The organism is Microbacterium sp. Clip185 (assembly GCF_028743715.1).
Classification (GTDB): Bacteria; Actinomycetota; Actinomycetes; order Actinomycetales; family Microbacteriaceae; genus Microbacterium.
This window is the reverse complement of sequence record NZ_CP117996.1, coordinates 34,595-60,899: the sequence shown is the minus strand read 5'-3', so window position 1 is coordinate 60,899 and position 26,305 is coordinate 34,595. Positions and strand designations below refer to the sequence as shown.

The window sequence follows — 26,305 nt, the reverse complement described above, 5'->3', positions numbered from 1 at the left end:
TGTCAGCCGGCGTAGGGCGCCTGCACGTCGACGACCCACGTCACGCCGAAGCGGTCGGTGAGCATGCCGAAACCGGGGCTCCACGCCGAGGCGGCGAGCGGCTCGATGATGTCCGCACCCTCGACGAGACGTTCCCAGATCGCGGTCATGTCCTCCAGCGACTCACCGCGCACGGACTGGAAGAACGTGCGGTCGGTCACCGTCACGCCGTTCGCGCGGCTGGTCGTTCCGGCATCCGCGGCGCCCGCGTCCTGACCCGGGATGTCGTAGGCCATCACGCGGAATCCATCGGCGCTCTCCAGCTGGCCGAAGACGATGCGGTCGGCCCCGGGAATGTCCGCGGGCATGCCCATCTCGGCGTAGGTGGCGACCATGAGCCGGCCGCCGAAGACGGACTGGTAGAACTCGAGGGCCTCGCGTGCGGCACCGCGGAAGTTGAGGTGGGTGGTGGTCGTGATCGTCATGGTGTGTCCTCGGTCGATGGGATGCGGCGAGCGCCGCGATCTCCACGATCGACGACATAGAGGACGCTTTCTGTCCGCTACCCGACCGAGAATGGAGACATGTCCGCGACGTCGTCCCGCATGCTCGCGCTGCTGTCTCTCTTGCAGGCGCGGCGCGACTGGCCGGGCGGCGTGCTCGCCGAGCGGCTGGACGTGACTCCGCGCACGGTGCGGCGCGACATCGAGCGTCTGCGTGCGCTCGGATACGTGATCGACGCCACGAAGGGCCCGGACGGCGGCTACCGGCTCGCCGCGGGATCCGAGCTGCCGCCGCTGCTCTTCGACGACGAGCAGGCGGTCGCGATCGCGATCGCACTGCAGAGCGCCCCCGCGACGGGTGTGGATGTGGCCGAGGCTGCCGCGCGCGCCCTCGCCACCGTGCGGCAGGTCATGCCGGCTCGGCTGCGGCACCGGGTCGACGGCATCCGTTTCACCGACGCGGCGGAATCGGGCGCCGTGGACCCCACCGTGCTGGAGGCGGTGAGCACGGCGACCGAGACACGCCGCATCCTGCGCCTCGACTACCGAGATGACCTCTCGCGCCGGGTGGAGCCGCACGCCGTCGTCGCCCGCGGCGGCCGGTGGTACCTCATCGCGTGGGATCTCGACGCCGAGGACTGGCGCATCTTCCGCCTCGATCGGATGGTGCCTCGGATCCCGCTCGGGGCGTCGTTCGTCCGACGCCCGATCCCTCACGGGGATGCGTCGGCGTTCCTGTCCGCGCGAGCGAGAGGATCCAACGCGCCGGACTCATGGCCCGTCTACGGCGAGATCCTGTTGGAGCTGCCGCTTCGCGATGCCGCGCCGTGGCTCGCAGACGCGGAGGCTGTCGCCGTCTCGGACGCCGTGTGCCGCATCCGGGTCGGGTCGTGGTCGTGGGCCGGAGTGCTGTCGTGGGTGCTGCGTTTCGATGCGTCGTTCACCGTGCTGGGCCCGCCGGAGTTCGCGTCCGCGGCGCGCTCTCTCTCCGCGCGCATGGCGGATGCGGTGCCCGCCGGTCGTTGAGCGAGAGTCACGCTCGAAACGTCCGCACGTCAGGCCGGTGTGACCGGCTGGCGCAGAATCGTCCGCAGCTTCTCCGGCGCCGCACGACGCGGGTCCCCGAGGTAGATCTCGTGGTGCCGACCGTTCCACGTGAAACCGAGCTGCGGCATGAGCTCATCGTGGAGATGCGCCAGCACGGGCGCCTCGTCGTCGTACGAGCCGATGTGGAGGGTCTGCAGGCAGAGCCCTTCGGTCATCCTGAGATGCGACACCTGCGCGATCGGCGCGGCGGGCTTCTTCGCGGATGCGGCGGCGAGCCCGTTCGCAACATCCTCCGCGGTCACCGGGGCAGGCAACGGGATCAGCATGGTCCAGTCCCACTCGCTCTTGGTGCCCTGCACGAAAGTGGTGGGGTCGACGCTCGACCACAGTCCTTCCAGGGGCCCCACGACGAAGTCCGAACCGGTGCGCTTCTTGACCGCGCCGCGCACCTGGTAGCCCGACACGTAGAGCGCCTCGACCGCTGCCCGATAGGCAGGCTCCGTGTTCGGATCGCCGTGCCCGTCGACCGCGAGGTACTGCATCTCCGGCACATCGACCTGGGCGAAACGGCCCGTCGGAGGCCTGTACAGCGCCCCGAGATCCCGCTTGAGGTCGTACCGCATCCCCTGCTCCCTCGCCTCGGTCACGCGGTGGCGCTTCGTCTCGCGCCCTTCATTCAACGTACAGAAGCACCCTGACATCGAGTGCGCGGCGTGGGTCGCGGAACCCAGGGTTCCGCCACACAGGACCGCATCCGCATCCGACCGCTTCCGTTCACCGGAAGTCCGCATGTCGGTCACCGCGCCGGGGTGTGATCGCAGGGCGTGCGTCGTGCGCGCGAACCCCTTGGAGAAGACCCCTCATGCCCCGCATCCCCTCGCGCCCTCGCCGCGCAACCGCCCTCACCGCATCCACTCTCGCCGCTCTGCTCGCCGTCGGCATCGCGGCTCCGGCGCACGCCGACCCGATCGATCCGATCGCCCCGCACCCCGACGCGTGGGGTCGGTACTACGTCGACGCGTACACGACCAACACGAGCGACAACAAGACGCCGGAGACGAACGCGGCGATCGGGCTGCTCTCGCCGATGCTCGCCTACTGGACGCCCGCCGTCCCGCCGACGGCCGCGTTCGACGCGAACGGGAAGTTCCTGCCCGAGAGCGTGGGAACGATCCTGAACCACACCGTGCTCGACGCGAACATCGCCACGGCCGCCCAGATCACCCAGACGCGCACCGCCGCGCAGGCGCAGGCCGCCTACCTCTACGACCGGCGCAATCAGAACTACTCGGCGGTACAGGGCCTCGGTCCGTGGGCCGATGCGTTCCGCGCCGACACGAACGCCGGCACCACCATCCCCGACCAGATCCCGGCAGACGCGACGAGCGTGAAGTACGACGACAAGGGCAACGCGTCGGGGTCGTGGGCAGACGAGAACTCGACCTACGGAGCGATGGTCTCCCTCGTCGACCTGTTCCGCAGCTCCTCGGCGTCGACGAACCCATCGAAGGCGTACTACAACTATGCGCGGCCGTTCCGCTGGAGCTCCGACGTGCAGGTGCTGCCGACGCTCGTCCCCGCCAAGCAGCCCGACGCCAACGCGCTCAGCGATGGCGGCTACCCCAGCGGTCACACCAACGCGGCCTACCTCGCGTCGCTCGCGCTCGCCTATGCCGCGCCGGAGCGCTTCCAGGCCATGCTGACCAGCGCCTCCGAGATCGGCAACAGTCGCATCGTGGCGGGCATGCATTCTCCGGGTGACGTCATCGGGGGCCGCATCCTGTCGACCGCCGTCGCCGCAGCCGCGCTGAACGATCCGAAGAACGCCGCGCAGCTGACCGCGGCGCGCGCCGACGCCGAGGCCCTGCTCGCCACACCGGGAACGGGTGCGGATGCCTACGCGGATCACAACGCGAACGCGAAGCTCTACACCGAGCGCCTCACCTACGGTCTGCCCCGCACAGGAGACACGACGCGCCCTGTCACCGTGCCGAAGGGGGCGGAGGCGCTGCTGGCTTCCCGCTTGCCGTATCTCAGCGCCGACCAGCGCCGCTGGGTGCTGCAGACCACGGGGCTCGGTTCCGGCTACGCCCTGCTCGATGACGCAGAAGGATGGGGGCGCCTCAACCTCTTCGCCGCCGCCGACGGCTACGGCGCGTTCGCCACGGATGTGTCGGTCGACATGGATGCGGCGCAGGGCGGATTCAGCGCGGCGGACTCGTGGCGCAACGACATCACCGGTTCCGGTTCGCTGACCAAGTCCGGCACGGGTTCACTCACTCTCACCGGCGACAACTCGTTCAGCGGGGGTACGACGATCAACGGCGGCACCCTGGCGGCGGCATCGGGCGACGCTCTCGGCACGGGTTCGGTCTCGGTCGCGGGCGGCACCCTGGCCGACACGTCGTCCGCCCCGGTGCAGATCGGCGGCGACCTGACCCTTTCGTCCGCGAGCACGCTCGACCTGACGGTCGACAGCCCGGCGCCGGCGCTCGTCGTGGACGGCACCGCGTCGGTCGCCGGTGCGGTGAAGATCTCGTTCGCGAACGGCGTCGTTCCCAGCGATGACACCGTCGTCGCCACCTTCCACGGCGTCGGCGCGGGTACGACGTTCAGCAGCGTGCAGGTCGACGGACTGCCCGCCGGGTACACCCCGGCGCTGCGGGTCGAGAACGGCGCGCTGCACCTCGTGAACACGACACCGGTGGGCGCCACGCTGACGGCCGGCACACCGGCGATCAGCGGAACGCCGACCGCGGGGCAGACGCTGACTGTGACGCCCGGCGACTGGGCGCCGGCTCCGGTCGCGCTCAGCTACCAGTGGTTCCGCGGGTCCACCCCGATCGCGGGCGCGACGGCGACCGCCTACACCGCGACCTTCGCGGATGTGGGACAGACGCTCAGCGTCGAAGTCACCGGCACGAAGGACGGTTACGCGCCGCAGACGCGCGCGGCGACGGCATCCGGTGTGACGACCGCCGTCGTCTCTCTCGGCGACACAACGGTCACCGCCGGCGGCAACGTCACGATCACGGGTGCAGGCTTCCAGCCCGGAGAGACCGTCACGATCGAACTCCACTCGACGCCGGTGCAGATCGGCACCGCGGTCGCCTCGGCGAACGGCACGATCAGCGCCACGGTCACCGTGCCGGCCGGCACCCCTGCCGGCGCGCACACGTTCGTCGTCACGGGTGACGCGAGCGGGGTGACGGCGTCGACGCCGATCACCGTCACCGCGGCATCCGGCGCTGCCACGCTGGCCATCACCGGGGCCGCTCCACTCCCCCTCGTGGTGCCCCTGCTCGCCGCCGGGCTCCTGGCGATCGGCGCGCTCGCGCTCATCGTGCGGCGCCGGATGCGACGCGCCTGATCTCGCCCCGACCCGCGGGTGGGGTCGCGTCACCGGCGGCGTGACCCCACCCGTGCGTGGTCTCACAGCGACCCCGGTCGTTGAGCGAGCACCGCGAGCCGAAGCGCCACCACCCCGCAAAACCACCCGGTCGTTGAGCGAGCGCAGCGAGACGAAACGCCGCGGTTCCGCGCCTCAGTCGGCGAGCTCCACGATCGTGTACGTCCGCTCGATCCCCGCGGTGGCGGCGCCCCACTCGCTCGCCGCGACGCGCTCCTGGTGCGCGCGGAACGCCTCCTCCGTGGCGAACAGCTCCGCCACATCCCACACCAACGGGTCGTCCGTCGGAGTCACGTCGAATCGGATGCATCCCGCCTCCGCTCGCGTGAGCGCGACGTGGCGCGGCAGGTGCGTCGCGACGACCGCCGCCTGCGCTTCGTTTGCGCAGATCAGGGTTCCGGTCAGCTGGATGCGGGACATCCGTCCATTCTGTCTGCAGGCAGGGATGGCGACGAGTCGACGTGTATTGCCGCGTTCCGGTCCCGATCCCCACCGAGCAGCCGCACAATGGCCTGATGACCCGTCGCGCGAAGAAGCCCGCAACCACCATCCCGTGGATCGTGCTGATCCCGTTCGCGGTCTCGGGCGTCATCCACCTCGTGCGACCGAGCGTCTTCACGCCCATCATCCCCCGTGCGCTTCGACGGTGGGACATGGCGCTGGTGCTGGTTTCTGGCATTGCCGAGCTCGCGTGCGCGGTCGGCCTCGCCTTCCCGGCGACTCGTGTGGCCGCGGGTCGCGCGAGCGCGGTGGTGCTCGCCGCCGTCTGGCCCGCCAATGCCCAGATGAGCCTCGATCTCGGACGCCGCGCTCGTCGCCGACGCACCCTGAAGGCGTGGGCCGCGTTCGCCGTGTCGCTGGTGCGGCTGCCGCTGCAGGTCACCCTGATCGAGCGGGCGCTCAGGCGGTCGCGCTGAGCTCCGCCCCCACCCTCAGACGACGCGTCAGAGAGATGCGATGACCTCGTTGGTATACGACATAGCCGAGGTCCGCAACAGTCGCATGCACTTCTCGCGGGACTCACTCCCGGCTGACACCTTCACCATGCTTGAGCACGCCGCTGCGACTGCAACGTGCCGTCGACTCGTCGCGAGCTCGGTTGCCGCGGGAGGCCTAGATTCGCCCATTCACGTGGCACGGACTAACCACGCGCTGCCCTGCATCGCGCGCCCGGGACCTGTGGAGAGCGTTCTCGGCGGCGCCCTGGTCACCTACGATCGCCGTACATCCACGTTGCAGGGGGCCACATGGTTATGCCAATTCACGTCGATTTTGCAGGAGTCGGGGCGGTGGTGGAGTCACTGCGCGCGCTCTCCTCAACACCGACGCAAACCTCCCGTCTAGACCTTTCCAGCTCCGGGAGCGACCTCGTCGCCTCAGCCGCGCAGGCGTTCGCCAACGGCTGGTCAGACGCTCGGACGTTCCTGACGCTGACGAGCAACGCGCTCGCAAGCAACGTTGATGGCTCGTTGGCCGACTTCCTCGCCGCTGAGCGAGCGCATCTCGACTCCCTCGCGGAATCGATTGGGGAACTCGATCAGTGACCGCTCACTGGAGCGAACTGGATCCGGGCGCGTGCGACCCGTCAGCGTTCGCGGCCGCGAACGGGTGGTTTGAGACCCAGTTGATAGACCTCACCAACGCTCTAGATACTGTGTCAGCTATCCGCTCCAACCTCGACGATTTGTGGACCGGCCAAAGCGCAGCGGCGTTCAAAGAGCGACTTAGTGACTTCAACGCTCGCCTCATCGATTCGGTGGAGGCGATTCGCACCGGCGCGAAAGCCATCGCGGTGTACGGGGACGCCGTGTCTGAGATTGCTCGGCGCGCCGAGCCACTGAAGGAGGACCTCGCGGTAGCAAGGGCGACACTGCATGGGCTGCTTAACGTGGGATTCAACGCCGCGCCCGGGAGCCGCTTCAATGCAGAGCAGCAAGCACTGAACGACGCCAGTGCAGCAGCATCCTCACTCGCAAAGCTTGCAGCGGAACGCGCGGCTGCCGACCAAACTGTCGCTGTGGCGCTCGCGAGCGCTTCATCAATTTCATGGGGTGATTTGGACTGCACAGTTGCCCCGACGGTGGGGACACAGCGGGACGCAGCGAACCGTCGCGTGATGGATCTGTTCGAGCACTTCCGGACAGGAGATGAACGGGGCGCGGTCCTCACTGATGACGACGTCTTCGTACAAACGCTGATGCGCAGTGACCACATTGAGGCAGTTCGGGAACGCGCGCTCGACGATTACAGGAATGGCAGACTCACCGCGCAGGATCCTGGTTTCTACGACCGCTCTATCAGCGATCAACCTTGGGTACTGGTCAACGACGCTGTGAACGTTCTCTCGAGCACCATGACTGGGACCCTCCCGGCAGCGGTCTTAGGATCGGAGAATCTGCCGGAATCGTTCCTCGGTTCTTACTCGCTAGAAGTGCGAGTCGGTGAGCCGAGGTCCGACGGTGGAGTGGAAATGACATACGTCATCAACAACGACACTTCCATAGACTCTGCCACGCGCATCCCAGGTACCGGCGGCGCGCACCTCCCAGGGATGTTCGAGGCTATGTCTGTAGCGAACGCAGAGAACGGGACATGGGCAACGCACCATCAGACCATCGTGTGGACCGAGACCGTGTATCCATGATGTGTGAGTCTCCGCGTGTCAGGCGCGCCAGAGTCGGGGTCGTCCTGGCGGCGGTGCTTGTGCTCACGGGATGCAGCAGCCCGCAGCTCAGCTCACCCGTCGGCGAATGGGTCGCCGTTGACGGAGACCACGGCACGTTATCTATCCGAGCCGACGGAACCTTCAGCATGACGGATTCCTCCTATAACCCGCTGCAGTATCGGGAGGCGGACAACGACTTCGACGCCACCGGCACGTGGTTGATGACCCCGAACAACCCCGACGTGAAGCTGAACTTCAAGATGGCCACACAGGGCGCCATGTCGGTGAGTCCCGGCGGGTTCGATGTCTCGTTCAACTCTGGTGTCATTCGTCTCCACGACCCGGATGACGTCCTGGATATCGAGTTCCGCCTCACATCCGACTAGCCGTTCCCTCCCTTGATTTCAGCAAGCGATGAGGCAGCCGCCGGACTCACGCCCAGACGATGAAACCGAGCACCGCCGCGGCGACGGCCAGCATCAGGAGCACGAGGTTCATCGGCACCACCTTCGCCTCACCGCGGCGCAGGTGGAAGACGACGGCACCGAGCTGAACGAGCACGAGTCCGATCGCGGCGATGGGGGCCAGGATCGGCGCGATTCCCGTCAGGGGCGGCAGGATGAGGCCGACGGCACCGAGCACCTCGACGACTCCGCTCACACTCGCGGCCTAAACCGAAACTGTCACCAGTTCGTTCCTCACGCCCCTCCGTGAAGCTGTTCTCGGATACCAGAATCTTCCGGAGTCATTTCTTGGCTCCTACGCGCTGGAAGTGAGAGTGGGAGAATATGAATCGGACGGTGGAATCAAAGTGACGTACGTGATCAACAACGATACGTCTATCGACTCAGCCACCCGCATTCCCGGCACCGGCGGTGCGCACGTCCCAGGCTTGTACGAAGCAATGTCGACCGCGAACGCGAGCAGCGGAGACTGGGGCACCCATCACCAGACCATCGTGTGGACGGAGACGGTTCATCCATGAACGGGCCGATCTCCGTGGGCAGATATGCCGCCATCGCCATCGCCGCCGCTCTCTCCCTTACGGGATGCAGCAGCCCGCAGATCAGCTCCCCCATCGGCGAGTGGGTTGCCATCGGTGATGACCACGGAACGCTCTCGATCAACCCCGATGGCACGTTCGTGATGACCGACGCGTCCTACAACCCGCTCGAGTATCGGCCCGCAGAGAACGACTTGAACGCCACAGGAACATGGCAGCTCGCCCACAATGACAGTGAAGTGGCTCTGGACTTCGAGAGCGCGTCGCAGGGAGCGGATGACATCGAACCCCGCGTGTACTTCGTGCCGTTTCGATCCGGCACTCTCAGATTCGAGGATCCTGAAGGCACTGCGGATATCGAGCTTCGCCTGACGCCGGCCAACACTTGATCGTTGGTGAGTGAAGCGAGGTAGACCATCGTGTGGGCGGGAACGGTGTACCCGTGAGGCGTCGACTTGCCCGAGGGAAGCGCGCCAGACTGGGTTTCGCCCTAGCAGCGGCAATCGTTCTTACAGGGTGCGGAGGCCCACAGATCAGCTCTCCGGTCGGCGGATGGGTCGCTGCTGACGGAGACCACGGAACACTGTCCATACGAGCCGACGGAACCTCAGCATGATCGACTCGTCCTATAACCCGCTCAAGTGTCGGGAGGCGAACGACGACTTCGACGCCACCGGAACATGGTTGACGACCCCGAACAATCCCGATGGGAAGCTGAACTTCAAGACAGCGACACAGGGCGCCATGCCGGTCAGGGCATAGTGTTCCTTCGTTCGACGATGTGTGTGGGCGACGCGGTCACGAGTGCGTGGCGGGCGAGATCGCGCAGGCGTCCCCGTCGGGATCGCAGGCCGCCGCATCCGCGTCGCCGACGGCTCGAAACTGCCGCTCATCCGCGAGGCGGCATCCCGAGGTCGCGCAGGATGCCGTCGAGCAGCGCGATCTGACGCTCCGGCGGATAGGCGGCGGGGTCGAGCACCGCCTGAACCGTCAGTCCGAGCACGAACGAGTGCAGCGACTCGGTGACGCGGTCGACCCGTTCGTCGTCGCGCACGCTTTCGGGGAGGAACTCGGCCACGAGGCCGGCGACCTTGGCCCTGCTGGCCCGGTAGCGCTCGGCGTGCTCGGCGGCGTGGCGCTCGTCGGCGAGGGCGGCGTCCCACGAGGAGATCCAGATGCGGTTCGACGTCTGCGAGACGTCGTCGAGCGGGAGCATGTCGAGGAGCGCGGACGGGAGATCCGCGGGGCCCCGGGCGGTGGCAGGGCGCTCCCGCGCGCCGGAGCGCTCGGCGAGCAGCCCGAGCGCGAAGCTCGTCAGCTCCCGCTTCGACGGGAAGTAGTGGGTCACGATGCCGGTCGTCGCATCCAGTTCGCGGGCGACCGCGCGCATCGACAGGCCTGCGAAGCCGGCCTGGTCGAGAACGCGCCACACCGCCGCGGCCACGTCCTCGCGCCGCTGCCGATACGCATCCGATCCCGTCATCCGCTCAGTCTGGACGACATAACAGTCGTTATGCAACGCTGGTCCCATGTTCCGACACGAGCTCGACGCGAGCGCCTGCCTGAGTCCCCTCGAGATCTGGCAGGCGGAGGAGTTCGCCGACCACCTCGACCGGGCGCGAGAGTTCATCCGCCCGTGGGTCGGGCCGTCGTTCGTCACGGATTCCGTCGAGGGCGCCGCCGCCACCCTCGGCCGCTATGCGAACTCGGCCGCCGCCGACGGCGGTCGCCTGTACGGGATCTGGGTCGACGGCGTGCTGCGTGGCGGCGTCATGTTCGTGAGTTTCAGCGCCGCCGCGGGAGTCTGCGAGATCGGATGCTGGCTCGAACCGGCCGCCGAGGGCCGAGGACTCGTCACGCGAGCCATCGGCACGCTCCTCGACTGGGCCCTGCTCGATCGCGGGCTCAACCGCGCCGAGTGGCGGTGTCGCGCCGACAACGTCCGCAGCGCGGCGGTCGCAGAACGCGTCGGGATGCGGCACGAAGCCACCCTTCGCGGCGCCTGGCTGAACGGCGGGGTCTTCCACGACAAGCAGGTCTGGGCGATCCTGCGCTCCGAACACCTCGCACGGCGGGATGCGGTCGCCGCCGGGTAGGGAAACGATGCTGCCCAGGTCTGGTCGATGAGGGACCCCCGAAGTACCGTCATCGCCATGACGCCTGCCGAACTCTTCCTGTACGCCGATGCCGCGCTGCGCGAGGTCATCGACCAGCTCGATCCCGCCGACTTCTCCGCGCCCGTACCGAGAGAGTGGAGCCAGCTCGAGTCGCCCACTCTGCTCGGCATCCTCGGACGGCACGCCTATGACGAAGCCTGGATTCCCGACGTCCTCGCCGGCCGCGCAGCCGCGGACGGCGACCCGTACGCCGATGCCGACCTCTTGGGTGACGACCCCATCGCCTCCTACGACGCACTCAACGACACGGCGACGGCAGCCGTGCGATCCGGCGACATCGCCGAGACCTTCCGCTTCACCTATGGCGACTACCCGGCCGACGAAGGCTTCGCGCACCTCGCGACCTACCGCGCCTTCCAGGCGTACTCGATCGCAAAGCACTTCGGCATCCCGTTCCACCTCTCCTCCGAGCTGATCGCCGGGTTGAACGAGCACGTCACCCCGCACGCAGATGAGTGGCGACAGTGGGGCGTGTTCCCGCCGGCCATCGAACCGCCCGCGGACGCCGATGAGGAGACGCGGCTGCTCTGCACGTTGGGCTTCTGGGTGGCCTGAGCTTCAGGCGGCGTTCCGCACCTCGACGACGAGCGGTGCGTCTTCCTCGGTTCCCCTGATCCGCCAGACTCTCGCTGGCGCGCCCGTCTGCGGCTGCTGAGACGCCGGGAGCATCGGTGCTCCCGCGCTCGTGCGCTCCCACCGACCGAACACACCACCGGCGTTCGTCTCGACCCCCAGCTCGAAGCTGTCGACGGTTCCGTCTTCGATCGTGGAGACCCGGCGGGAGGCGACGGTGCCCTCCAGCTGTTCGAACTCCCCCGACGGGTCGGCCCACCGCGCCCGCGCCTGCGCGCGGGCACTGCTCCGGCGCACAGAACCGGCGAATCCCATCCACAGCGCGGCGAGCGCCGCGGCGGCCAGCCCTGTGAAGAGCAGGGAGAACCACCAGCCGGGTGTCGGCTCGGACCAAAGATTGACGGCACCGAGAAGAATGAGGACGGAAACCAGCGCCATCAGAATCAACCGCACCCGGTGGGACCGGGCCGTGACGACAGGGCGAACGGGAAGCTCGGTCGGCGCAGCATCTGACCAGCGGTCCACGAACACCACAACCTGACCCACGGGCACCTCTGCCGACGCATCCATGGCGTCACGCTACCGAGGCGCCCAGCTCGGCTCAGGCGATCCGCGCCACCTTCCGCGTCCGGACGCACGCCTCGAGCGCGGCATCCATCACCGCGATGAGCTGTCGCCCGTCGGCCGTGACGAAGCGATTACCGCCGCTCCTCTGTGGGTGGAAGGATACGGGCCTCGTCGATGTGGGCTGCGGATGCCTGAGCCTGCGGACCTGTGCCCCGCAAAACCCCGCGGACGCCCTCGGCAGCGAGGGAGCCGGCCCCCGCCTCTGGGATACGGCTGAACAGCGGCGTCTTCCACGACAAGCAGGTGTGGGCGGTCCTGGGCCTCGAGCACCTCGTACAACGCCAGACTGAGGCCCTCGAGAAGAGGATAGGAGAGGAGGCAGCGCTAGAAGCCTTGTCTAGATTCCGGGACAGATGCCCGGCTGCGCGGTATGAGCGGGCCCAAAATGCCCGTGATCGGCATGTGAGATTCCGCAGAGACGTGTCGCCGATCGCCTGGAACGTTCAGCCCCCTGACCATGACGACCTGCGCCGAGGGTGCAGACCTCGCCGCCAAAGACGTCCACTCGTTCGTCGCCTGTGCCGTCAGTGGCCTCGGCAACAGCGAGTCGTTCTACCGCCAAGTGAACCCCAGGGCCGGCTCCGCGACGGTCTTGCCGTTCGCGGAGAAGACGTCTGCGACGGCGGCACAATCGCCGCCGTCGAGAATTGGCCCCGCAGCGCCGACCTGCTCTCACGAGCCCCGGCCATCCCGTGACAGTGAACGCCCAGAAGGAAAATCGGGACATTTGATCTCGGAGTTGGACATGATCTGAAGGTTCTAGACGCAGCTATAGGGATCCCTCAGAGGTGTCCGTTGAACTCTAAGCGTGAGCGGACTCGCGCGATGCAAATGTCCGCGCGAGCGATCACGGAGCCTGGCCCTACTTGTCCACGGCTGATCCGCAAAGTACGCCCTGCCCGTTCTTCGAGTGCTCACGCTCTCCCCGTCATCGCAGTACTCCACCCCACAAGACTCAGGTATTGCATCGTGCAGCATCTATGTGTTCGTTGCCGGATCGGGTTGCATAGTCTTCGCGTAAACAATCGAAATCATTAATGACCGCGCCCATTCGAGAATCGCCTAACGCGTCGCTAGGTGTTCGCCAGGATAACCGTCAAACACGACTCCATCTCGCTGAGTACAGAATCCGACTCGAGTTGATTGGGCATTGCCCCGGCGCTATGCATGAACTTATTGCGCGGATTCACGATCGAGTTGGTCCAAGCCAGCACTTCAGCGTGACTGATGACGTTGTTGTCACGAAAAGATCTCAGATAGCTGCCAAGGCTATACATCTGCGAATTGGCCCATCCTTTATGCGTCAGAACTTCGCGCAGGGTCGTGTCGAGCGCACGTGTTGTGTGGAGGAGCTTCAAAAGCCAGCCTTTGTGCTTCGGGGTCTTGGCGCTATTCGTCACACGGTTCAGCTCGCCAACAATGTCCGCGAGCTTGGCCGATGTCTTGAGCGTCGGATGGGTGCTGATAAGCAGGCGGACGGTATCCACGCGATTCTTGGTGCTCATGAGGACGCCGGAAACTTCACCCTGGCGCCGGCAAACGCCGCAGCGCGGTAGGCCTTGAACGGATCTCCGGTTCGACGCGAATATCCTGCACCCTCGTCGAGGTGCAGTGCATGCAACGCCAAGTAAGACCGACGGCTCTCGAGCAGTTGGGCGGTCTCACGGAGACCCGAGAGACCCTCCCCCAACCAGTAATCGTTGAACGTGGTTGCGACCGCCAGGATCTGAACTTTCGGCAGTACGGAGCGTCGGCTACGCTTTTGATCAAGACGAGCCGCGACATGGCCTTCGTCGACTTTCATCCAGGGAACGCTGGGCGTGGACTCATTTCCCGCTCGGGAGAACGTCGATTCTCCCGTGAAGCGGCCTCTTTCAGAGGCCCGCTTTGGGTGTGACCATGCATCTGCGAACCGCTCGAAATGAAATGGGCGAATCATCTCGGTGATGGCAGACACTTCGTCGCCCAACGATTCGCGCTGCGGCTGGCCGCGGCGAACCGAAAGAACTAGCTCATCGAACAGCTCCAAATTGCTAACGCGAGGATCCCCGTCTCCCAACCAGCGCAAGGAGAATCGGGTGCCCCTTGGCAACGCTAGCCGAGCGAGCAATATCCGAACCGCTTCTCGTTTATCGTCGAGATCCTCTGATGGGTTTTCATAAACAAACTCTGCTACGAGGCCGCGATCGTCTTGCCCCAAGATATCGGGGCCCCGAGCGAGGAGCGGGTGATCGGGATATGCGACCGCCCACCCAGCTCCATAAATCTCAGTAGCCAACGATCTTATTCGCCTTCGCCGATCCATACGTCGAGACTAGTGTGTGCTCGCGCGCCGACAGGTGACTGCACCATGCTCGATGCAGGTCCGTCCGAATGCGTTGACGCTGCGACTATGGAAGTTCAGCGAGTATGTGTACCGCTCCAGAACTTTCGTTACGCCTTGGAGCCTGAAGGCTGGTTGTCCGCTCGGGCGTGGATGAGCACGATTGAACGCTCAGGGAAATCGAGCGGTCGTAGAGATCCATCGCCACCGTGAGGTCTACGCGCATCCAACGGCCCGCGATGGGCGCGAAACCGAATGCGTTGAGCGGAGTTGAGTCGAGCAGCACGTACTCAGCGTGCATGGTTGCGCGAAGCCCGGGTAGGGCGCGGCAGGCCTGTTCGCGATCGAACGCTTCGCTTTCATGCGGTGAAGGTGCCGCTTCCAGGCGTTGGCTTTTTGATCGCGCGATAAGCCGTTGACTGGGCCGGGATGGGCCACTATCGGTCGGAAAATCTCGGCGTACCCGCGCGGCAACGACCGCCAACGTACTCTTTACCGAGCGTTTGAGCCTCGTCCGATCCTGGTCGATAGCTTTCCTGCAGATCGCTACCCAACGTGGATCAACACCAGCCAGTGTCGGACACCAGGCCGTCGTTCGCGGATTGAGCAGGTTCTGGACGGGTGCGCGATTGTGGACATTGGGAATCCCGTCATCGGACTCACGGGGCGCGGTAAGCGTCTCGATAAGGTCCTCTTCACGCTCTTGCACGAGGCCGCGCACGTCCCGCTCGGGCATGCGGGATCGGTGCCGATCGTCGATGAGATGGATGCCGAAGTGGGGTCCGAGACGAACGTTGAGGACGCAGCCGACTCTCTCGCCGCGCATTGGTCATTCGGCGATGGACTTCCCGTCGTGCCAGCAAGAGTCAGCGAAGCCTGGGTTGATGCTGTCGCGAACAGCTTGGGAGTCCATCAGTTCATGGTCATATATCGCATGCAACACGAGGGAACACTCGCTTGGCGGACATCACTGGTTCGCGATGCCCCGACTGTGACAGACGCACTGCGCGCCTGGAGTTAGCAGAACGAGGCTGTCGCGATCTTCACGAATGCCATGCCAATTAGGCCATACCGACGCCGGCTCACGGGAACGCTGGATCGGTGGCAAAGCGGACCAGACGCGAGGATGCGGCCTGGAGTGACTATGCCGGCCAGCTCGCCACGAACCTTCAACGACTCCGCCAGGAGCGCGGGCTCAGCCAGGAGTACGTCGCGTACCACTCCGGCCTGACGCGCTACACGTACCAAAAGTACGAGAAGGGCGAGTCGAAGCCGGGTGATGGCCGACGGTCGTCGGTGCAGACGGCTCTCACGAGCGCCATCGAGCCGAGGCGCACAGCAAGAGAAATCCCTCGCAGCGCATCGCCCGCGAGCCGCAATCCACCCGAGCGATTGACCGTGTCAACTCATTTCTACAAAACCTACATTCAGCACCTCGCCTTGTGTAGAATGTACGTGTGGACGAGTTCATTGGAGTCGGCGAAGCGGCGAAGCGACTGGGCCTTCACGTGAATACGGTGCGGAACATGGCGAGGGATGGTCGACTGCCGGTAGCCAGCATCCCCGGCTCAAACCGGACCAAGTTTCGGGCCGAGGACATCGATGCCTTTGCTGCGGCCCGGGGCGAAGAAGTCACGCCCAACGTTCGAGTCCGCGACGTCGAGCCTGAGCGGGTGACAGCGAACGACCTGAATGCGTGGGGCGGCAGAGTCGCTCAGGAGAAGGCGCCCGAAATGCTGCGTCGCCTTCTCGATGCGACGCCAGGCATCACCCAGCTCTCCGTGCGAGCTGGCGACGGCGTCGCGCTTCGTGGCTGGGATGGACTCGCGATGTCTGACGGCACATACGCCAGCTACCTTCCTGCGGGTCGGCTGCGCTTCGAACTCGGTACTGACCAGAATGCCGCGGGTAAAGCAGAAAGCGACTATACGAATCGCCTCGCCCTGCCCAAGGAGGAGCGCATCATAACGAATTTTGTGTTCGTGACGACGAGGCGTTGGTCTGGTAAGACTGCGTGGGCTGAGGGCAAGTCCGCGGAAGGCGAGTTCTCGAGTGTGTCGGCGCTGGACGCCGATGACCTTGAGGGATGGCTTCAGAAGACCCCGTCAGCTCACATCTGGCTCTCGGAGCTTCTTGGTCGCTACCCGCGAGATGTGCAGACGATCGAACGATGGTGGCATGAGTTCCGGCTCTCGATGCGGGTGGAGTTGCCCGAGCAGCTATTCGCCGCAAGTCAGGAGTTCGTGCGCGAGGGTATAGCGGCGCTCCTTGGCTCGACCGACTCACGACGAATGCTCACTGTTCAGGGTCGTTCGATCGAGGAAGCTCTCGCGGTCACGTACGTGGCGCTGCATGCCCTTGAGGATCGTCCGTCGGCCATCCTCGTGGAGAGCGCCGCGGCTTGGGCGCGGCTTTCAGAAAGCAATGTGCCGCATCTTCTGATCCCGACGTTCCCGGAGCCGTCCCTCGCGTTGGCTGCCAATGGGGGGCACCCGGTCATCCTTCTCGCCCACAAAGGGATGGCCGTCAAGCCCGGCGCCGACCTCGTCGAAGTCGCAGTCCCTGGGCGCAGCGAGACGTCACGGGTCCTCCAGGAATCGGGTATTGCATCACGCGAAGCGGAGAGGATGGCCGCGCTCTACCGCAGAAGTCCGAAGGCGTTCTTCCGGTCCCTGGCGTTGGACTCCCGGGCTCAGTCCGCGGTTCCCGATTCGCGCCGAGATGATCTAGCGGCTGCTTCGCGCCTAGCACTTGCGGTGCAATGGACGGCGGACGACGGCGACCGTGCTCTGCTCGAACGCTTGGTTCGTGCCGACTGGGACGAACTTGAGTCGGTAATTGTGTCGCTCTCCAGCGGTGATGATCCCGTATTCGTGCGCGCGGGAGATGCCTGGCGAGTGACAGCACCGGTCGAAGCGTCGCTCTCTCTATTCCCTGCCCTGACGAGCTCCGACCTCGAGCGGTGGTCGGAGGTGGTCGAAGGAGCATTGTTCGAGCACAACCCGCTGGATATTCCGGACGCGGCTGCGCGTTTTGCCGCGCAGTTGCGAGGGGAGAAGCGGCCGCACTCGCGCGAGATCGAAGAGGGCCTCGCGGGAGGGGTCGCGCTAATGGCACTGATTGGAGGCGAGGTCGCGGGCCGCGCGGGGAAGGATTGGGCTGAGCGTGTAGTCGGTCGGATCTTGTCGCGAGCTTCGGGGCTCGGGACCGAAGGCTGGAAGCGCATCGCACACGTGCTACCCACTCTCGCCGAAGCCGCGCCCGAGTTGTTCTTGGATACGCTGTTGGACGACCTGGGAGACGAGGCTCCAAGCCTCAAGAGCCTCTTTCCGCCCGCCGATGAGCAGACGGATGTGCTGTCTCAGACTTCGCCGCATGTTTACCTTCTGTGGGCGCTTGAAGTGCTCGCGCGTTCACGAGAGCACTTTCCGAGCGCGATGAACGTCCTGGCTCGGTTGACCGATTACGACCACGGGCGAGAAAACTCCGGCAACACCGCATTCCGAAGCCTCGAGAACCTTCTCCTGCCGTGGATCCAGTACACGGCTGCCGGAATGTCGTCAAAGATGTCGGTGCTTCGACGACTAGTCGATCGGCGGCCCGACCTTGGCTGGCGTCTCCTGCTCCAGTTGCTGCCGAACTCGAACTCGTTCTCGATGAGCCCAAGCAACCCGACTTATCGAGATTGGGGCCCGGAAACGCAAGAGGTCTCCGTCGCAGAGTGGGGAACCTTTGTCGGCGAGGTGACTCAGATGGTTGTCGATTTGGCGGGGACTGACGTAGACCGTTGGGTTGATGTCGTTCCCTTGCTGGACGATCTCCATCCTCGTGATTACGACATCGCGACGGACGCGATGCTCGCCGCGGCAGCAGCTACGGATATGTCGACGTTGTCGGCGCGGAGGCTGTGGGATGCGCTCCACGCTGAGGTCCTGCGTCATGAGGAATTCGCCGACGCTCACTGGGCACTCTCGAATGAGAAGCTGGACAAGCTGCGGCATGTACTGGCGGCGCTGCCTGATCCCGGCAAGGCATCGGAACATGCTGCCTTGTTCGGATGGGACCGGGGTCGGTTGGGCCTCGACGATGACGACTCGGCAGCGACGGTCGACGTGCCCGCGAGGCAAAGGACCGCGGTGGCTGAGATCGTGCAGGTAGGGCGCGATGAATTGGAGATGTTGATCGACAAGGTTGACAACCCCCACATCATTGGCGTTCTGCTCGTGGAGCTGTCTACCGCTGAGATTGATGGCTGGGCGCTCGACTGGCTGCTCGGTGAAAGGCAGGCCCGGCGACAGGCCGCTCAGTCCTACTTCGCGCGTCGATCGCTCACTGAAGGTGGATTAGCGTGGATCGAGGCCAGACTGCGCGAGTTGCATGAAGCACCGACGGATCGCCTGGCATTGGCGCTAACCATGGAAGCGAAGCCAGCGACATGGGATCTGCTGGAGCGCATCGAAACGAGCTTGGTCGATGCCTACTGGTCCAACGTGAGTCCATGGGTGATCGGTGAAGGGGAACGGTCTCGGGCCTTTAGAGAGCTGCTCGACCGTCACCGCCCGGTCAGTGCACTCCAGCTGTTCGACTTTGCCCTCACTCATGAGGAGAAGGGCGGCCCGGTCGTGATGGGGCCCGACGATGCAACCGCGGCACTCGATGAGATCTTGAGTGGCAACTCGGCCGAGGAACTGAGGGGGGCATCGCACAGGATTGGAACCGCGCTCGACTACCTCGCCAACAAGGGGGCCTCGGACGGCGTGATGGCGCGGTACGAGTATCTCTTCTTTCCACTGCTTGACCGAACGACGCACTACCCCGCCGCGCTGTATCGGGTACTCCGTTCGAACCCAGCAGAGTTCGTGGAGCTGGTTTGTCTTGCGACGCGACCGGCGAGCAAGCCGAAGGATGACTCGAGAGATCCGGCAGCATCTGCTCTCGCTTGGCGTGTGCTTCGCGATTGGAAGCAGCTACCGGGTACGGACGGTACAACTTGGATCCCTGACGCCAAGGAATTGACGCGGTGGGTCATCGAGTGTCGTTCTCTGCTGGCAGAGCGCGATCGAGCAAAGGTGGGTGACGAGATGCTGGGGGCTGTGCTCGCATACGGTGCAGGCGAAGCTGCCGAGGGATGGCCTGCGGGCGCGGTGTGCGAGGTGCTAGAGATCGTCGGCACTCACGAGATGGAGAACGGTTTCGTCGGCGGAGTGATGGACGCTCGAGGCTCCTGGACCAAGGGCATCTACGAGGGTGGGGATCAGGAGCGGGAACTTGCCCACCGATTTAGGGCCCGCGCGGACGAGCGTGAGGACTGGCGCCGAGTGCACCGCGCCCTCAAGGCGGTCGCACGTGGATACGAGCGACAGGCTCAGCGTGCGGACGCTGAAGCGAAATGGGACGCGGACGGGGCCTGAGTAGTAGGAAGAAGGGCGATTCTGCATCGACTGTCAGAATCGGTCCGCGCCGCATGCACGCAACGGTCGCGACTAAGGTGTTGCGTCCGCATGCCGCCGGCCCGAGTGCGCGTCCGATGGGATGCGATTGGAGAGAACAGTACGTTCTGTAGCCCGCATCAGATTGGCTATCGACTCGAGATCGCAGTCGAATAGACGAAGCGTCCTCATTGAGGGGCCACCTGATCGATATCGCGGCCCGCAGCGCGGTCGCTGACCGCGCAAATCAGCTCATCTAGTTCGTAATCCGTTCCAGCGGGAAACGATGCGGCGAGCACGGCCGGCTTCCGTCCCGGTGACGCGGATAAGCAGGGGGCTTACGATGTCGAGGATCAAGGGTTCGATGAGGTCGGGCACGCGAGCGTCGCGGACGAATCCCGGATACGGCTCCGAGAGCAAAGGGTCGAACGCCACGACACTCACCGGCCGAAATGTGAAGGGTGCAGCGAGATACGTGACTCAGGTGATGCATGCCGTCCGTCTGCGCCACGATGAGATCGCGGCCCGGCGACGTTAGGAAAAACGAGCGCGCTGCGTCTGGTTCGCGCGCTGAGCGGCGCGGTTCCGGAGGATCGTCTTCGCACGCTGCTCCGCGGTGAAGGTGGCGGCTTTCGATTCGCGCTTCGCTCGCTCGGCCACCTTCGTTGCGTTGAGTTTGACACTCTTGATCTCAGCCATCTGCTTCACCTCCTGTGTTACGTCCATGTCTACCACGAGCGGCTGCGGCGAAGTAAAAGCCCAGCGCAGACGCGTATACGGCGAGCGATTCACCGTCTCGCGCATCGAGTTCTCCCTCAACGGATGAATCGACGCTGATGAGACCGTATCCCTGGCCACCGACACGCACAGGAATGCTGATGAAGGAGACATAGCCTCGATCCCTTGATCCCCACTCGTCGGGGAGCTCTTCCACGTCTTCGTGGTACTCGAACAACTCGTCGATGTCGAGGCGATCGAGCCCAAGCTGACCGCGCAGGTCCGCGGTCGCGTCGAATGATCGCGCGTCACCCTCTCGCCCCTCCACGACGGAGGGCTCGAGCTTCGTCTCATCGTCACTGATCGCGTAGTAGATGACGCGCACGGTGTCGCTGCCGCTGTAGAAGCGTTTCCAGATCTCGTCAACGACCGTAGCGATCTCCTGAGCGGCCTGCGCGACGCGCTGCGCCCTCGCCACACCGACCAGTTCCGCTGCGTCGCTCAGGACTCGTCTGACGTACGCGTCAGCGACATCGGCGCGCGCATCGAGGAGCGCATCCCGACGCATCCCGCGATTGATCGACATCGACCGTGCCCAAGTTGGAAGCAGCCCGATCACGATGATGATTGCCCCCGCGACCATCAGCGACCATCGATCCTCCAGACCGCCGGACAGGGAGATGATCGCGCTACCAATGACCGTTCCGGCGGCTGTGACGAGTTCCGCGAACGGCGACTCGTAAAGCGACACCCAACGCGCCCTGAACCAATTGCGTAGCCAACGCTTCGGACGCTTCTTCTTCACCTTGCTACGCGACACGCGACTCCTAGGTCGGGAAACCGGCCAGCGATGTCGCGGCGGATAGCCATTAAATCTATCGACCTCGTCGAGGTCGCTGCGGCTTACGGCGTCCGAGGCTGATCCTGCCGCGGGATATCCGGTCGCCGGCGTGCAGAAGGAGCTGATTGACATGCAGGAGATGCGGCGTCGACGAGCGGTGCGCGTTAAGCCTTTTCGTCTCGACGCCCGTTCATCGTGCCCTGGACGCGCGCGCGAGCGCCCTCCTTGATGAGTTTCCTAGGAACGAGGCCCATCTTCATCAACTGACCCGAAGGCGAAGCGCTCGTCCCCTACCTGTGGTCGACGCCGTCTCGGCGTGGAGGCTACACCCACACAGGCCTCAATCGCCGAAATGTCCATATGGACATCGTGTGGACATTTCACCCGCGATATGGACATTTCAAAAACAACTACAGCTACATCCCCGCGGCCATGTCGGTGAAGCGCGAGAAGTGACCCTGGAAGGCGATCTCGATCGTCGCGGTCGGGCCGTTACGGTGCTTCGCGATGATGAGGTCGGCCTCGCCGGGGCGCACGTCCTTGTCGTACACCGAGTCGCGGTGCAGCAGCATGACCATGTCGGCGTCCTGCTCGATCGAGCCGGACTCACGCAGGTCGCTCACCTGGGGGCGCTTGTCCTGGCGCTGCTCGGAGCCACGGTTCAGCTGAGACAGCGCGATGACGGGAACCTGCAGCTCCTTCGCGAGCAGCTTGAGCGCACGTGAGAACTCGCTGACCTCCTGCTGACGCGACTCGACCTTCTTGCCGCTGGTCATCAGCTGCAGGTAGTCGATGATCACCATCTTGAGTCCCACGCGCTGCTTCAGGCGGCGGCACTTCGCGCGGATCTCGACGAGCGTCATGTTGGGGCTGTCGTCGATGTACAGGGGCGCGTCGTTGATGCGGCCGCGAGTGGCGGCGACGGTCGTCCAGTCGCGCTGGTCGAGGGTTCCCTTGCGCATGTTCTGCAGCGGGATGGCCCCCTCGGCGCTCATCAGACGCATCGCGATCTCGCTGCGGCCCATTTCGAGCGAGAAGAAGATCGCGGGCATGTTGTGCTTGATGGCCGCCGCCCGGGCGAAGTCGAGCGCGAGCGTCGACTTACCCATGGCAGGGCGAGCGGCGACGACGATCATCTGACCGCCGTGCAGACCGTTCGTCAACTCGTCGAGCTGAGCGAAGCCCGTTGGCACACCCGTCATCGAGCCGTCGCGACCGCGAGCGGCCTCGATCTCCTCGACGGCCGCATCCACCGCCGTCGTCAGCGGCACGTAGTCCTCGGTGGTCTCGGTTCCGGTCACCGAGTAGATCTCGGCCTGCGCCGCGTTCACGATCTCGGTCGCCTCACCCTGACCGGCGTAGCCCATCTGCACGATGCGCGTCCCCGCCTCGACGAGACGACGCAGCAACGCGCGCTCCGAGACGATCGACGCGTAGTAGCCGGCGTTCGCCGCGGTCGGAACGATCGAGGTCAGCGTGTGCAGGTAGTCGGCACCACCCGCGCGCTGCAGATCACCGGTCTTGATGAGCTCGTCGGTGACGGCGATGACATCGGTCGGCTCGCCGTGCGAGTAGAGCGTGAGGATGGCCTCGAAGATCAGCTCGTGCTTGGGGACATAGAAGTCCGCACCGCGCAGGCTCTCGATGACGTCGGCCACCGCATCCTTCGACAGGAGCATGCCGCCCAAGGTGCTCTGCTCGGCGAGCACGTCGTGCGGAGGCGTTCGTTCGTACTCGCGTCGGGGCTCGAGGCGGTCCGCTGGGATGTCGGCGATGGACACGAGTGTCCACACTCCCCTCTGGCGCCGGAAGGCGTCGCTGTTCGAACGTGATCGACCCGCGTTACGCGCACCCGCGCGCACGGAAACGGGACGATGCGCAAGCACATCACCCGCCTCCGACACTGCGTCTCCCCTGACGCGCGCGGGGCCTTTTCTCGGGCCGGCTCTGAAGCCTCCCCCACGCTAAAGTCGACCCATTTCCCACGCAAACGGCCCTGTGGATAACCCTGTGGGGAAATTGCGCGAAACGCCGCGCACCCTGTGGACGAGCACTGTGGATAAGTGGATAACCCGCTCCTTGACGGGTCAGTTTTATGTGTCCTGGTCTGGACTTTCCTGTTACCCACACCTGCGGAATGTCATGTGGTTGAAGTGGTGCTTTAAGGTTGCGAATCGACCCGAGTTGTGCACAGGCCCACCCGCCGGATCACCGACTCGAGGCGCGTGCCTCTGCCACGTTTCCGCCCGTTGCGCAAGCCCCCTGCGACACGCCGGGACCTGAGTAAGGTGCCGGGCACAACTGACCCTGCCGATGACGCACAGGGGGTGACGTGGACGAGTCAGTGAACGGATCATCGCGACGCGCGGGCCGGTTCCTCCTGCTCGCCGCCGGCGTCGGCCTGCTGTGGGCCGGCATTTCCGTGCTGACTTCCCCCTCTACCGCGCACGCCGAAGACGACGATCGCGGAGGCCTCATCGGACTCGTAGGCGGCGTCACAGGCGCGGCGTCAGACCTCGTCGGAGCGACCACGGACGCCGTCAGCGACATTCTTCCGCCCGTCGCCCCCGTGGCGGATGCGGCTTCGCAGACGGTCTCGACCGTGACGACCACCGTGTCGGACACTGTCGCCTACGTGCCCGAGGTCGTCCCGGAGCTTCAGCCCGTTGTCGAGCCCGTTGTCACCGAGATCGTGCAGCCCGTCGTCACCGACGTCGTGCAGCCGGTCGTCGACGGGGTGGGTGGGATCGTGGAGCCGGTTCCCGTCATCTCCGACGTCGTCCGCGCGATCGACCTTCCGAGCGCGGTGGGCGTCGTTTCCGGCGTGGTCGGCGCTGTTCCCGGTGTGGTCGGCTCGGTGGACGACACGGTCGGCACCGTCATCGGCACGCCCGGTCACCCGACGAGCGGGGGAGTCGTCCCGTCCGTTCCCATTCCGGGCACGGACCAGGTATCCGAGCCCGGCGCGGGTCCTCACCCGACGCAGGAAGCAGCCACCGCAGCCCTCGTGGCCGCGCTGGCAGCAACGGTGGACGCGCGCCATGCGAGCGTCGCGGGAGCCGGCGGAGCCGCGTTCGCCACGCCGAGTGCGGCCGCACCCGCCCGCAGCCTGGATCTCTTCGGCGCACCGCCGTTGCCCGGACACTCCGCTCCGTGGGAGGGCTCTGCGCCCTCCGGCTCGTCTTCCTCGGGCTCCTCCTCCGGCCCGCTGAGCTTCGCCCTCGGATGGGTGAACGGCTCCGCGTGGCCTGGTTCTGCGGGCTCGGCCGTCGCTCCCCGTGACGGCGACGACGACCTTCCCTCTTCCCCGGTCTTCGACACCGACATCTCTCCCGACTGACCGATTCGGGTCGCGTCTCACGCGCGACACATCCCCTGCACGCTCGCGTGCATCCGCGCTTATGCGCGGTCCGAATCGATCAATCAGGAGACAGAATCATGCGTACATTCGCAAAGCGAGTGCTCCTCGGAGCGCTCATCGGCGGCGGCATCGCCCTCGCCGGAGCAACGGTCGCGAACGCGGCCGAGACAGACGGGCAGGACGGCCTGCTCTCGGGCACCCAAGGGCTGATCAACGTCGCGGTCCCCGTGACGGTCAGCGGCAACGCCATCTCCCTGCTGGGAGACTCCGCGTCGCAGGATGCGGCGACCGAGGTGGCCGCGCCCACGCCCAGCACAGGATCGGACGAGACGTCCGGCACCGAAGGGATCGCCAGCGGCACCCAGGCGCTGGTCGATGTGACGATCCCCGTCACCGTCAGCGGCACGAGCATCTCGCTCACCGGCGACAGCACGTCGTCCGGCGCCGAGACGGCGCCCGCCGCGCCGACGTCGGATGCGGGCACGGCTGCAACCACGGACGGCTCCGACGGCGCCGTCAGCGGCACGCAGGTCGTCGCACCTGTCACCGCACCGGTCACCGTCAGCGGCAACGCCATCTCGCTTCTCGGCGACAGCGAGACCACGGACGCCACCACGGCCGCGGGAACTGCCGGGTCCGGCAGCGCGGACGGCGCGATGACCGGCGGCTCCGACGGCGCCGTCAGCGGCACCCAGGTCGTCGCACCCGTCACCGCCCCGGTCACGGTCGGCGGCAACGCGATCTCTCTGCTCGGCGACAGCACCACCACGGACGCCGCCACGGCACCCGCCTCCACTGGCTCCGGCAGCACCGACGGCGCGATGACGAACGGCACGGACGGCGTCCTCGGCGGCACGCAGGCGGTCGCCCCGATCGCCGCACCGGTCACGGTCGGCGGCAACGCCATCTCCCTCACCGGAGACAGCACCACGACCGACGCCGCCACGGCGACCGGCACCACCGGCTCCGGCAGCACCGACGGGGCGATGACGGACGGGACGGACGGCATCCTCGGCGGCAGCCAGGTGCTCGCGCCGATCACGGCCCCGGTCACCGCGGGCGGCAACGCCATCTCGCTCACGGGCGACAGCACCTCCACCGACGCCGAGACGGTCGCTCCGACCGGCAACGGCACGGTTCCGGTGCTCACGTCGGGTGAGGACGGCATCCTCGGCGGCACGCAGGTGGCCCTTCCCATCACGGCGCCGATCACCCTCGGCGGCAACGCCATCTCGGTGACGGGCGACTCGACGACGGAGAACCCGGGAACCACCCCGGGAACCCCCGGTGAGCCCGGCACGCCTGGTGAGCCCGGCACGCCCGGAACGCCCGGTACCCCCGGCACGCCCGGCACGCCCGGAACGCCCGGCACGCCCGGAACGCCCGGAACGCCCGGAACGCCCGGAACGCCCGGAACGCCCGGTACCCCGGGAACGCCCGGCGCGAATGGAAGCCCCGCTGCGGTGACCGGCGTCGTCAGTGCCGGTGCCCGGACAGCTGACGGGTCGCTCGCGATGACGGGCGGAGCGGATGTGGCGGGCCTCGCGCTCGGCGCCTTCCTCCTGGCAGGGTTCGGCGCGCTCATCGCGCTCATCGCCCGCCGCCGTCACGCTCGGATCTGAGGGTGAAAACGGCGGATGGCGGGGAGTCT

The 26,305-nt window shown here is 65.9% G+C and carries 24 protein-coding genes; 13 read left to right on the top strand and 11 right to left on the bottom strand.

All coding sequences use genetic code 11. The features are described from left to right. Positions 1 to 2 precede the first annotated feature (2 nt). Entirely contained in the window at positions 3 to 464 is a 462-nt protein-coding gene (locus PQV94_RS00315; protein ID WP_274286831.1) for a VOC family protein, read from the bottom strand. Between the two features lie 99 nt (positions 465 to 563). Between PQV94_RS00315 and PQV94_RS00310 the strand changes: the two genes are divergently transcribed. Beyond that, positions 564 to 1,508 carry a helix-turn-helix transcriptional regulator gene (locus PQV94_RS00310; protein ID WP_274286830.1) on the top strand — a complete coding sequence of 315 codons (945 nt, stop codon included), beginning with the start codon at positions 564 to 566 and terminating at the stop codon, positions 1,506 to 1,508. 29 nt (positions 1,509 to 1,537) lie between these two features. On the opposite strand, the gene PQV94_RS00305 is transcribed toward PQV94_RS00310, so the two are convergent. Next, positions 1,538 to 2,176, bottom strand: coding sequence for a GyrI-like domain-containing protein (locus PQV94_RS00305; RefSeq protein ID WP_274286829.1), 639 nt, complete (start codon positions 2,174 to 2,176; stop codon positions 1,538 to 1,540). Between the two features lie 215 nt (positions 2,177 to 2,391). On the opposite strand from PQV94_RS00305, the gene PQV94_RS00300 reads away from it, so the two are divergent. Then, entirely contained in the window at positions 2,392 to 4,899 is a 2,508-nt protein-coding gene (locus PQV94_RS00300) for a phosphatase PAP2 family protein (protein ID WP_274286828.1), read from the top strand. Positions 4,900 to 5,073: 174 nt separating this feature from the next. Here the strand turns inward: PQV94_RS00300 and PQV94_RS00295 are convergent, their stop codons facing one another. After that, entirely contained in the window at positions 5,074 to 5,358 is a 285-nt protein-coding gene (locus PQV94_RS00295; protein WP_274286827.1) for a putative quinol monooxygenase, read from the bottom strand. 95 nt (positions 5,359 to 5,453) lie between these two features. Here PQV94_RS00295 and PQV94_RS00290 point away from each other — a divergent pair, with 95 nt between their 5' ends. From PQV94_RS00290 to PQV94_RS00275, 4 genes are all read left to right on the top strand, one after another. Further along, positions 5,454 to 5,855, top strand: a complete 402-nt coding sequence (locus PQV94_RS00290) for a DoxX family protein (protein ID WP_274286826.1) — start codon at positions 5,454 to 5,456, stop codon at positions 5,853 to 5,855. A gap of 372 nt (positions 5,856 to 6,227) precedes the next feature. After that, a complete protein-coding gene (locus PQV94_RS00285; RefSeq protein WP_274286825.1) occupies positions 6,228 to 6,482 on the top strand; it encodes a hypothetical protein in 255 nt (84 codons plus the stop codon). Beyond that, a complete protein-coding gene (locus PQV94_RS00280; RefSeq protein ID WP_274286824.1) occupies positions 6,479 to 7,582 on the top strand; it encodes a WXG100 family type VII secretion target in 1,104 nt (367 codons plus the stop codon). The genes PQV94_RS00285 and PQV94_RS00280 overlap by 4 nt, the downstream gene beginning before the upstream one ends. A gap of 167 nt (positions 7,583 to 7,749) precedes the next feature. After that, the gene (locus tag PQV94_RS00275) at positions 7,750 to 7,989 is read left to right on the top strand and encodes a hypothetical protein (RefSeq protein ID WP_274286823.1); all 240 of its coding nucleotides are present in this window, start codon (positions 7,750 to 7,752) and stop codon (positions 7,987 to 7,989) included. A 46-nt stretch (positions 7,990 to 8,035) separates the two neighbouring features. Here PQV94_RS00275 and PQV94_RS00270 read toward each other — a convergent pair whose 3' ends face one another. After that, the gene (locus tag PQV94_RS00270; RefSeq protein WP_274286822.1) at positions 8,036 to 8,263 is read right to left on the bottom strand and encodes a DoxX family protein; all 228 of its coding nucleotides are present in this window, start codon (positions 8,261 to 8,263) and stop codon (positions 8,036 to 8,038) included. A gap of 321 nt (positions 8,264 to 8,584) precedes the next feature. Here PQV94_RS00270 and PQV94_RS00265 point away from each other — a divergent pair, with 321 nt between their 5' ends. After that, a complete protein-coding gene (locus PQV94_RS00265; RefSeq protein WP_274286821.1) occupies positions 8,585 to 8,995 on the top strand; it encodes a hypothetical protein in 411 nt (136 codons plus the stop codon). A 500-nt stretch (positions 8,996 to 9,495) separates the two neighbouring features. On the opposite strand, the gene PQV94_RS00260 is transcribed toward PQV94_RS00265, so the two are convergent. Next, on the bottom strand, positions 9,496 to 10,089 hold the full coding sequence (locus PQV94_RS00260) for a TetR/AcrR family transcriptional regulator (RefSeq protein WP_274286820.1): 594 nt from the start codon (positions 10,087 to 10,089) through the stop codon (positions 9,496 to 9,498). A gap of 46 nt (positions 10,090 to 10,135) precedes the next feature. On the opposite strand from PQV94_RS00260, the gene PQV94_RS00255 reads away from it, so the two are divergent. Together PQV94_RS00255 and PQV94_RS00250 are read left to right on the top strand one after the other, a co-directional pair. After that, on the top strand, positions 10,136 to 10,702 hold the full coding sequence (locus PQV94_RS00255) for a GNAT family N-acetyltransferase (RefSeq protein ID WP_274286819.1): 567 nt from the start codon (positions 10,136 to 10,138) through the stop codon (positions 10,700 to 10,702). Positions 10,703 to 10,759: 57 nt separating this feature from the next. After that, positions 10,760 to 11,338: a hypothetical protein gene (locus tag PQV94_RS00250; protein WP_274286818.1), complete on the top strand. Its 579-nt coding sequence runs from the start codon at positions 10,760 to 10,762 to the stop codon at positions 11,336 to 11,338. 3 nt (positions 11,339 to 11,341) lie between these two features. On the opposite strand, the gene PQV94_RS00245 is transcribed toward PQV94_RS00250, so the two are convergent. The 3 genes from PQV94_RS00245 to PQV94_RS00235 all read right to left on the bottom strand — a co-directional run bounded on the left by PQV94_RS00245 (position 11,342) and on the right by PQV94_RS00235 (position 14,012). Continuing rightward, a complete protein-coding gene (locus PQV94_RS00245; protein WP_274286817.1) occupies positions 11,342 to 11,926 on the bottom strand; it encodes a hypothetical protein in 585 nt (194 codons plus the stop codon). Between the two features lie 1,130 nt (positions 11,927 to 13,056). Then, a complete protein-coding gene (locus tag PQV94_RS00240) occupies positions 13,057 to 13,488 on the bottom strand; it encodes a hypothetical protein (protein ID WP_274286816.1) in 432 nt (143 codons plus the stop codon). After that, on the bottom strand, positions 13,485 to 14,012 hold the full coding sequence (locus PQV94_RS00235; RefSeq protein ID WP_274286815.1) for a hypothetical protein: 528 nt from the start codon (positions 14,010 to 14,012) through the stop codon (positions 13,485 to 13,487). Before PQV94_RS00235 ends, PQV94_RS00240 begins: the two co-directional genes overlap by 4 nt. Before the next feature lie 1,395 nt (positions 14,013 to 15,407). On the opposite strand from PQV94_RS00235, the gene PQV94_RS00230 reads away from it, so the two are divergent. Both PQV94_RS00230 and PQV94_RS00225 read left to right on the top strand, forming a co-directional pair. Continuing rightward, positions 15,408 to 15,818 (top strand): helix-turn-helix domain-containing protein, encoded by a 411-nt coding sequence (locus PQV94_RS00230; protein WP_274286814.1) that lies wholly within the window; start codon positions 15,408 to 15,410, stop codon positions 15,816 to 15,818. Beyond that, positions 15,764 to 19,717: a helix-turn-helix domain-containing protein gene (locus PQV94_RS00225; protein WP_274286813.1), complete on the top strand. Its 3,954-nt coding sequence runs from the start codon at positions 15,764 to 15,766 to the stop codon at positions 19,715 to 19,717. Before PQV94_RS00230 ends, PQV94_RS00225 begins: the two co-directional genes overlap by 55 nt. Positions 19,718 to 20,269: 552 nt before the next feature. Here PQV94_RS00225 and PQV94_RS00220 read toward each other — a convergent pair. From PQV94_RS00220 to dnaB, 3 genes are all read right to left on the bottom strand, one after another. Further along, positions 20,270 to 20,434: a hypothetical protein gene (locus PQV94_RS00220; RefSeq protein WP_274286812.1), complete on the bottom strand. Its 165-nt coding sequence runs from the start codon at positions 20,432 to 20,434 to the stop codon at positions 20,270 to 20,272. Then, the gene (locus tag PQV94_RS00215; protein ID WP_274286811.1) at positions 20,427 to 21,425 is read right to left on the bottom strand and encodes a GAF domain-containing protein; all 999 of its coding nucleotides are present in this window, start codon (positions 21,423 to 21,425) and stop codon (positions 20,427 to 20,429) included. The genes PQV94_RS00220 and PQV94_RS00215 overlap by 8 nt, the downstream gene beginning before the upstream one ends. A gap of 284 nt (positions 21,426 to 21,709) precedes the next feature. Next, a complete protein-coding gene (gene dnaB / locus PQV94_RS00210) occupies positions 21,710 to 23,074 on the bottom strand; it encodes a replicative DNA helicase (protein WP_274286810.1) in 1,365 nt (454 codons plus the stop codon). Positions 23,075 to 23,625: 551 nt separating this feature from the next. Here dnaB and PQV94_RS00205 point away from each other — a divergent pair. Both PQV94_RS00205 and PQV94_RS00200 read left to right on the top strand, forming a co-directional pair. Then, a complete protein-coding gene (locus PQV94_RS00205) occupies positions 23,626 to 24,633 on the top strand; it encodes a hypothetical protein (protein WP_274286809.1) in 1,008 nt (335 codons plus the stop codon). Between the two features lie 98 nt (positions 24,634 to 24,731). Beyond that, positions 24,732 to 26,276, top strand: a complete 1,545-nt coding sequence (locus PQV94_RS00200; protein ID WP_274286808.1) for a chaplin family protein — start codon at positions 24,732 to 24,734, stop codon at positions 26,274 to 26,276. Positions 26,277 to 26,305 lie beyond the last annotated feature (29 nt).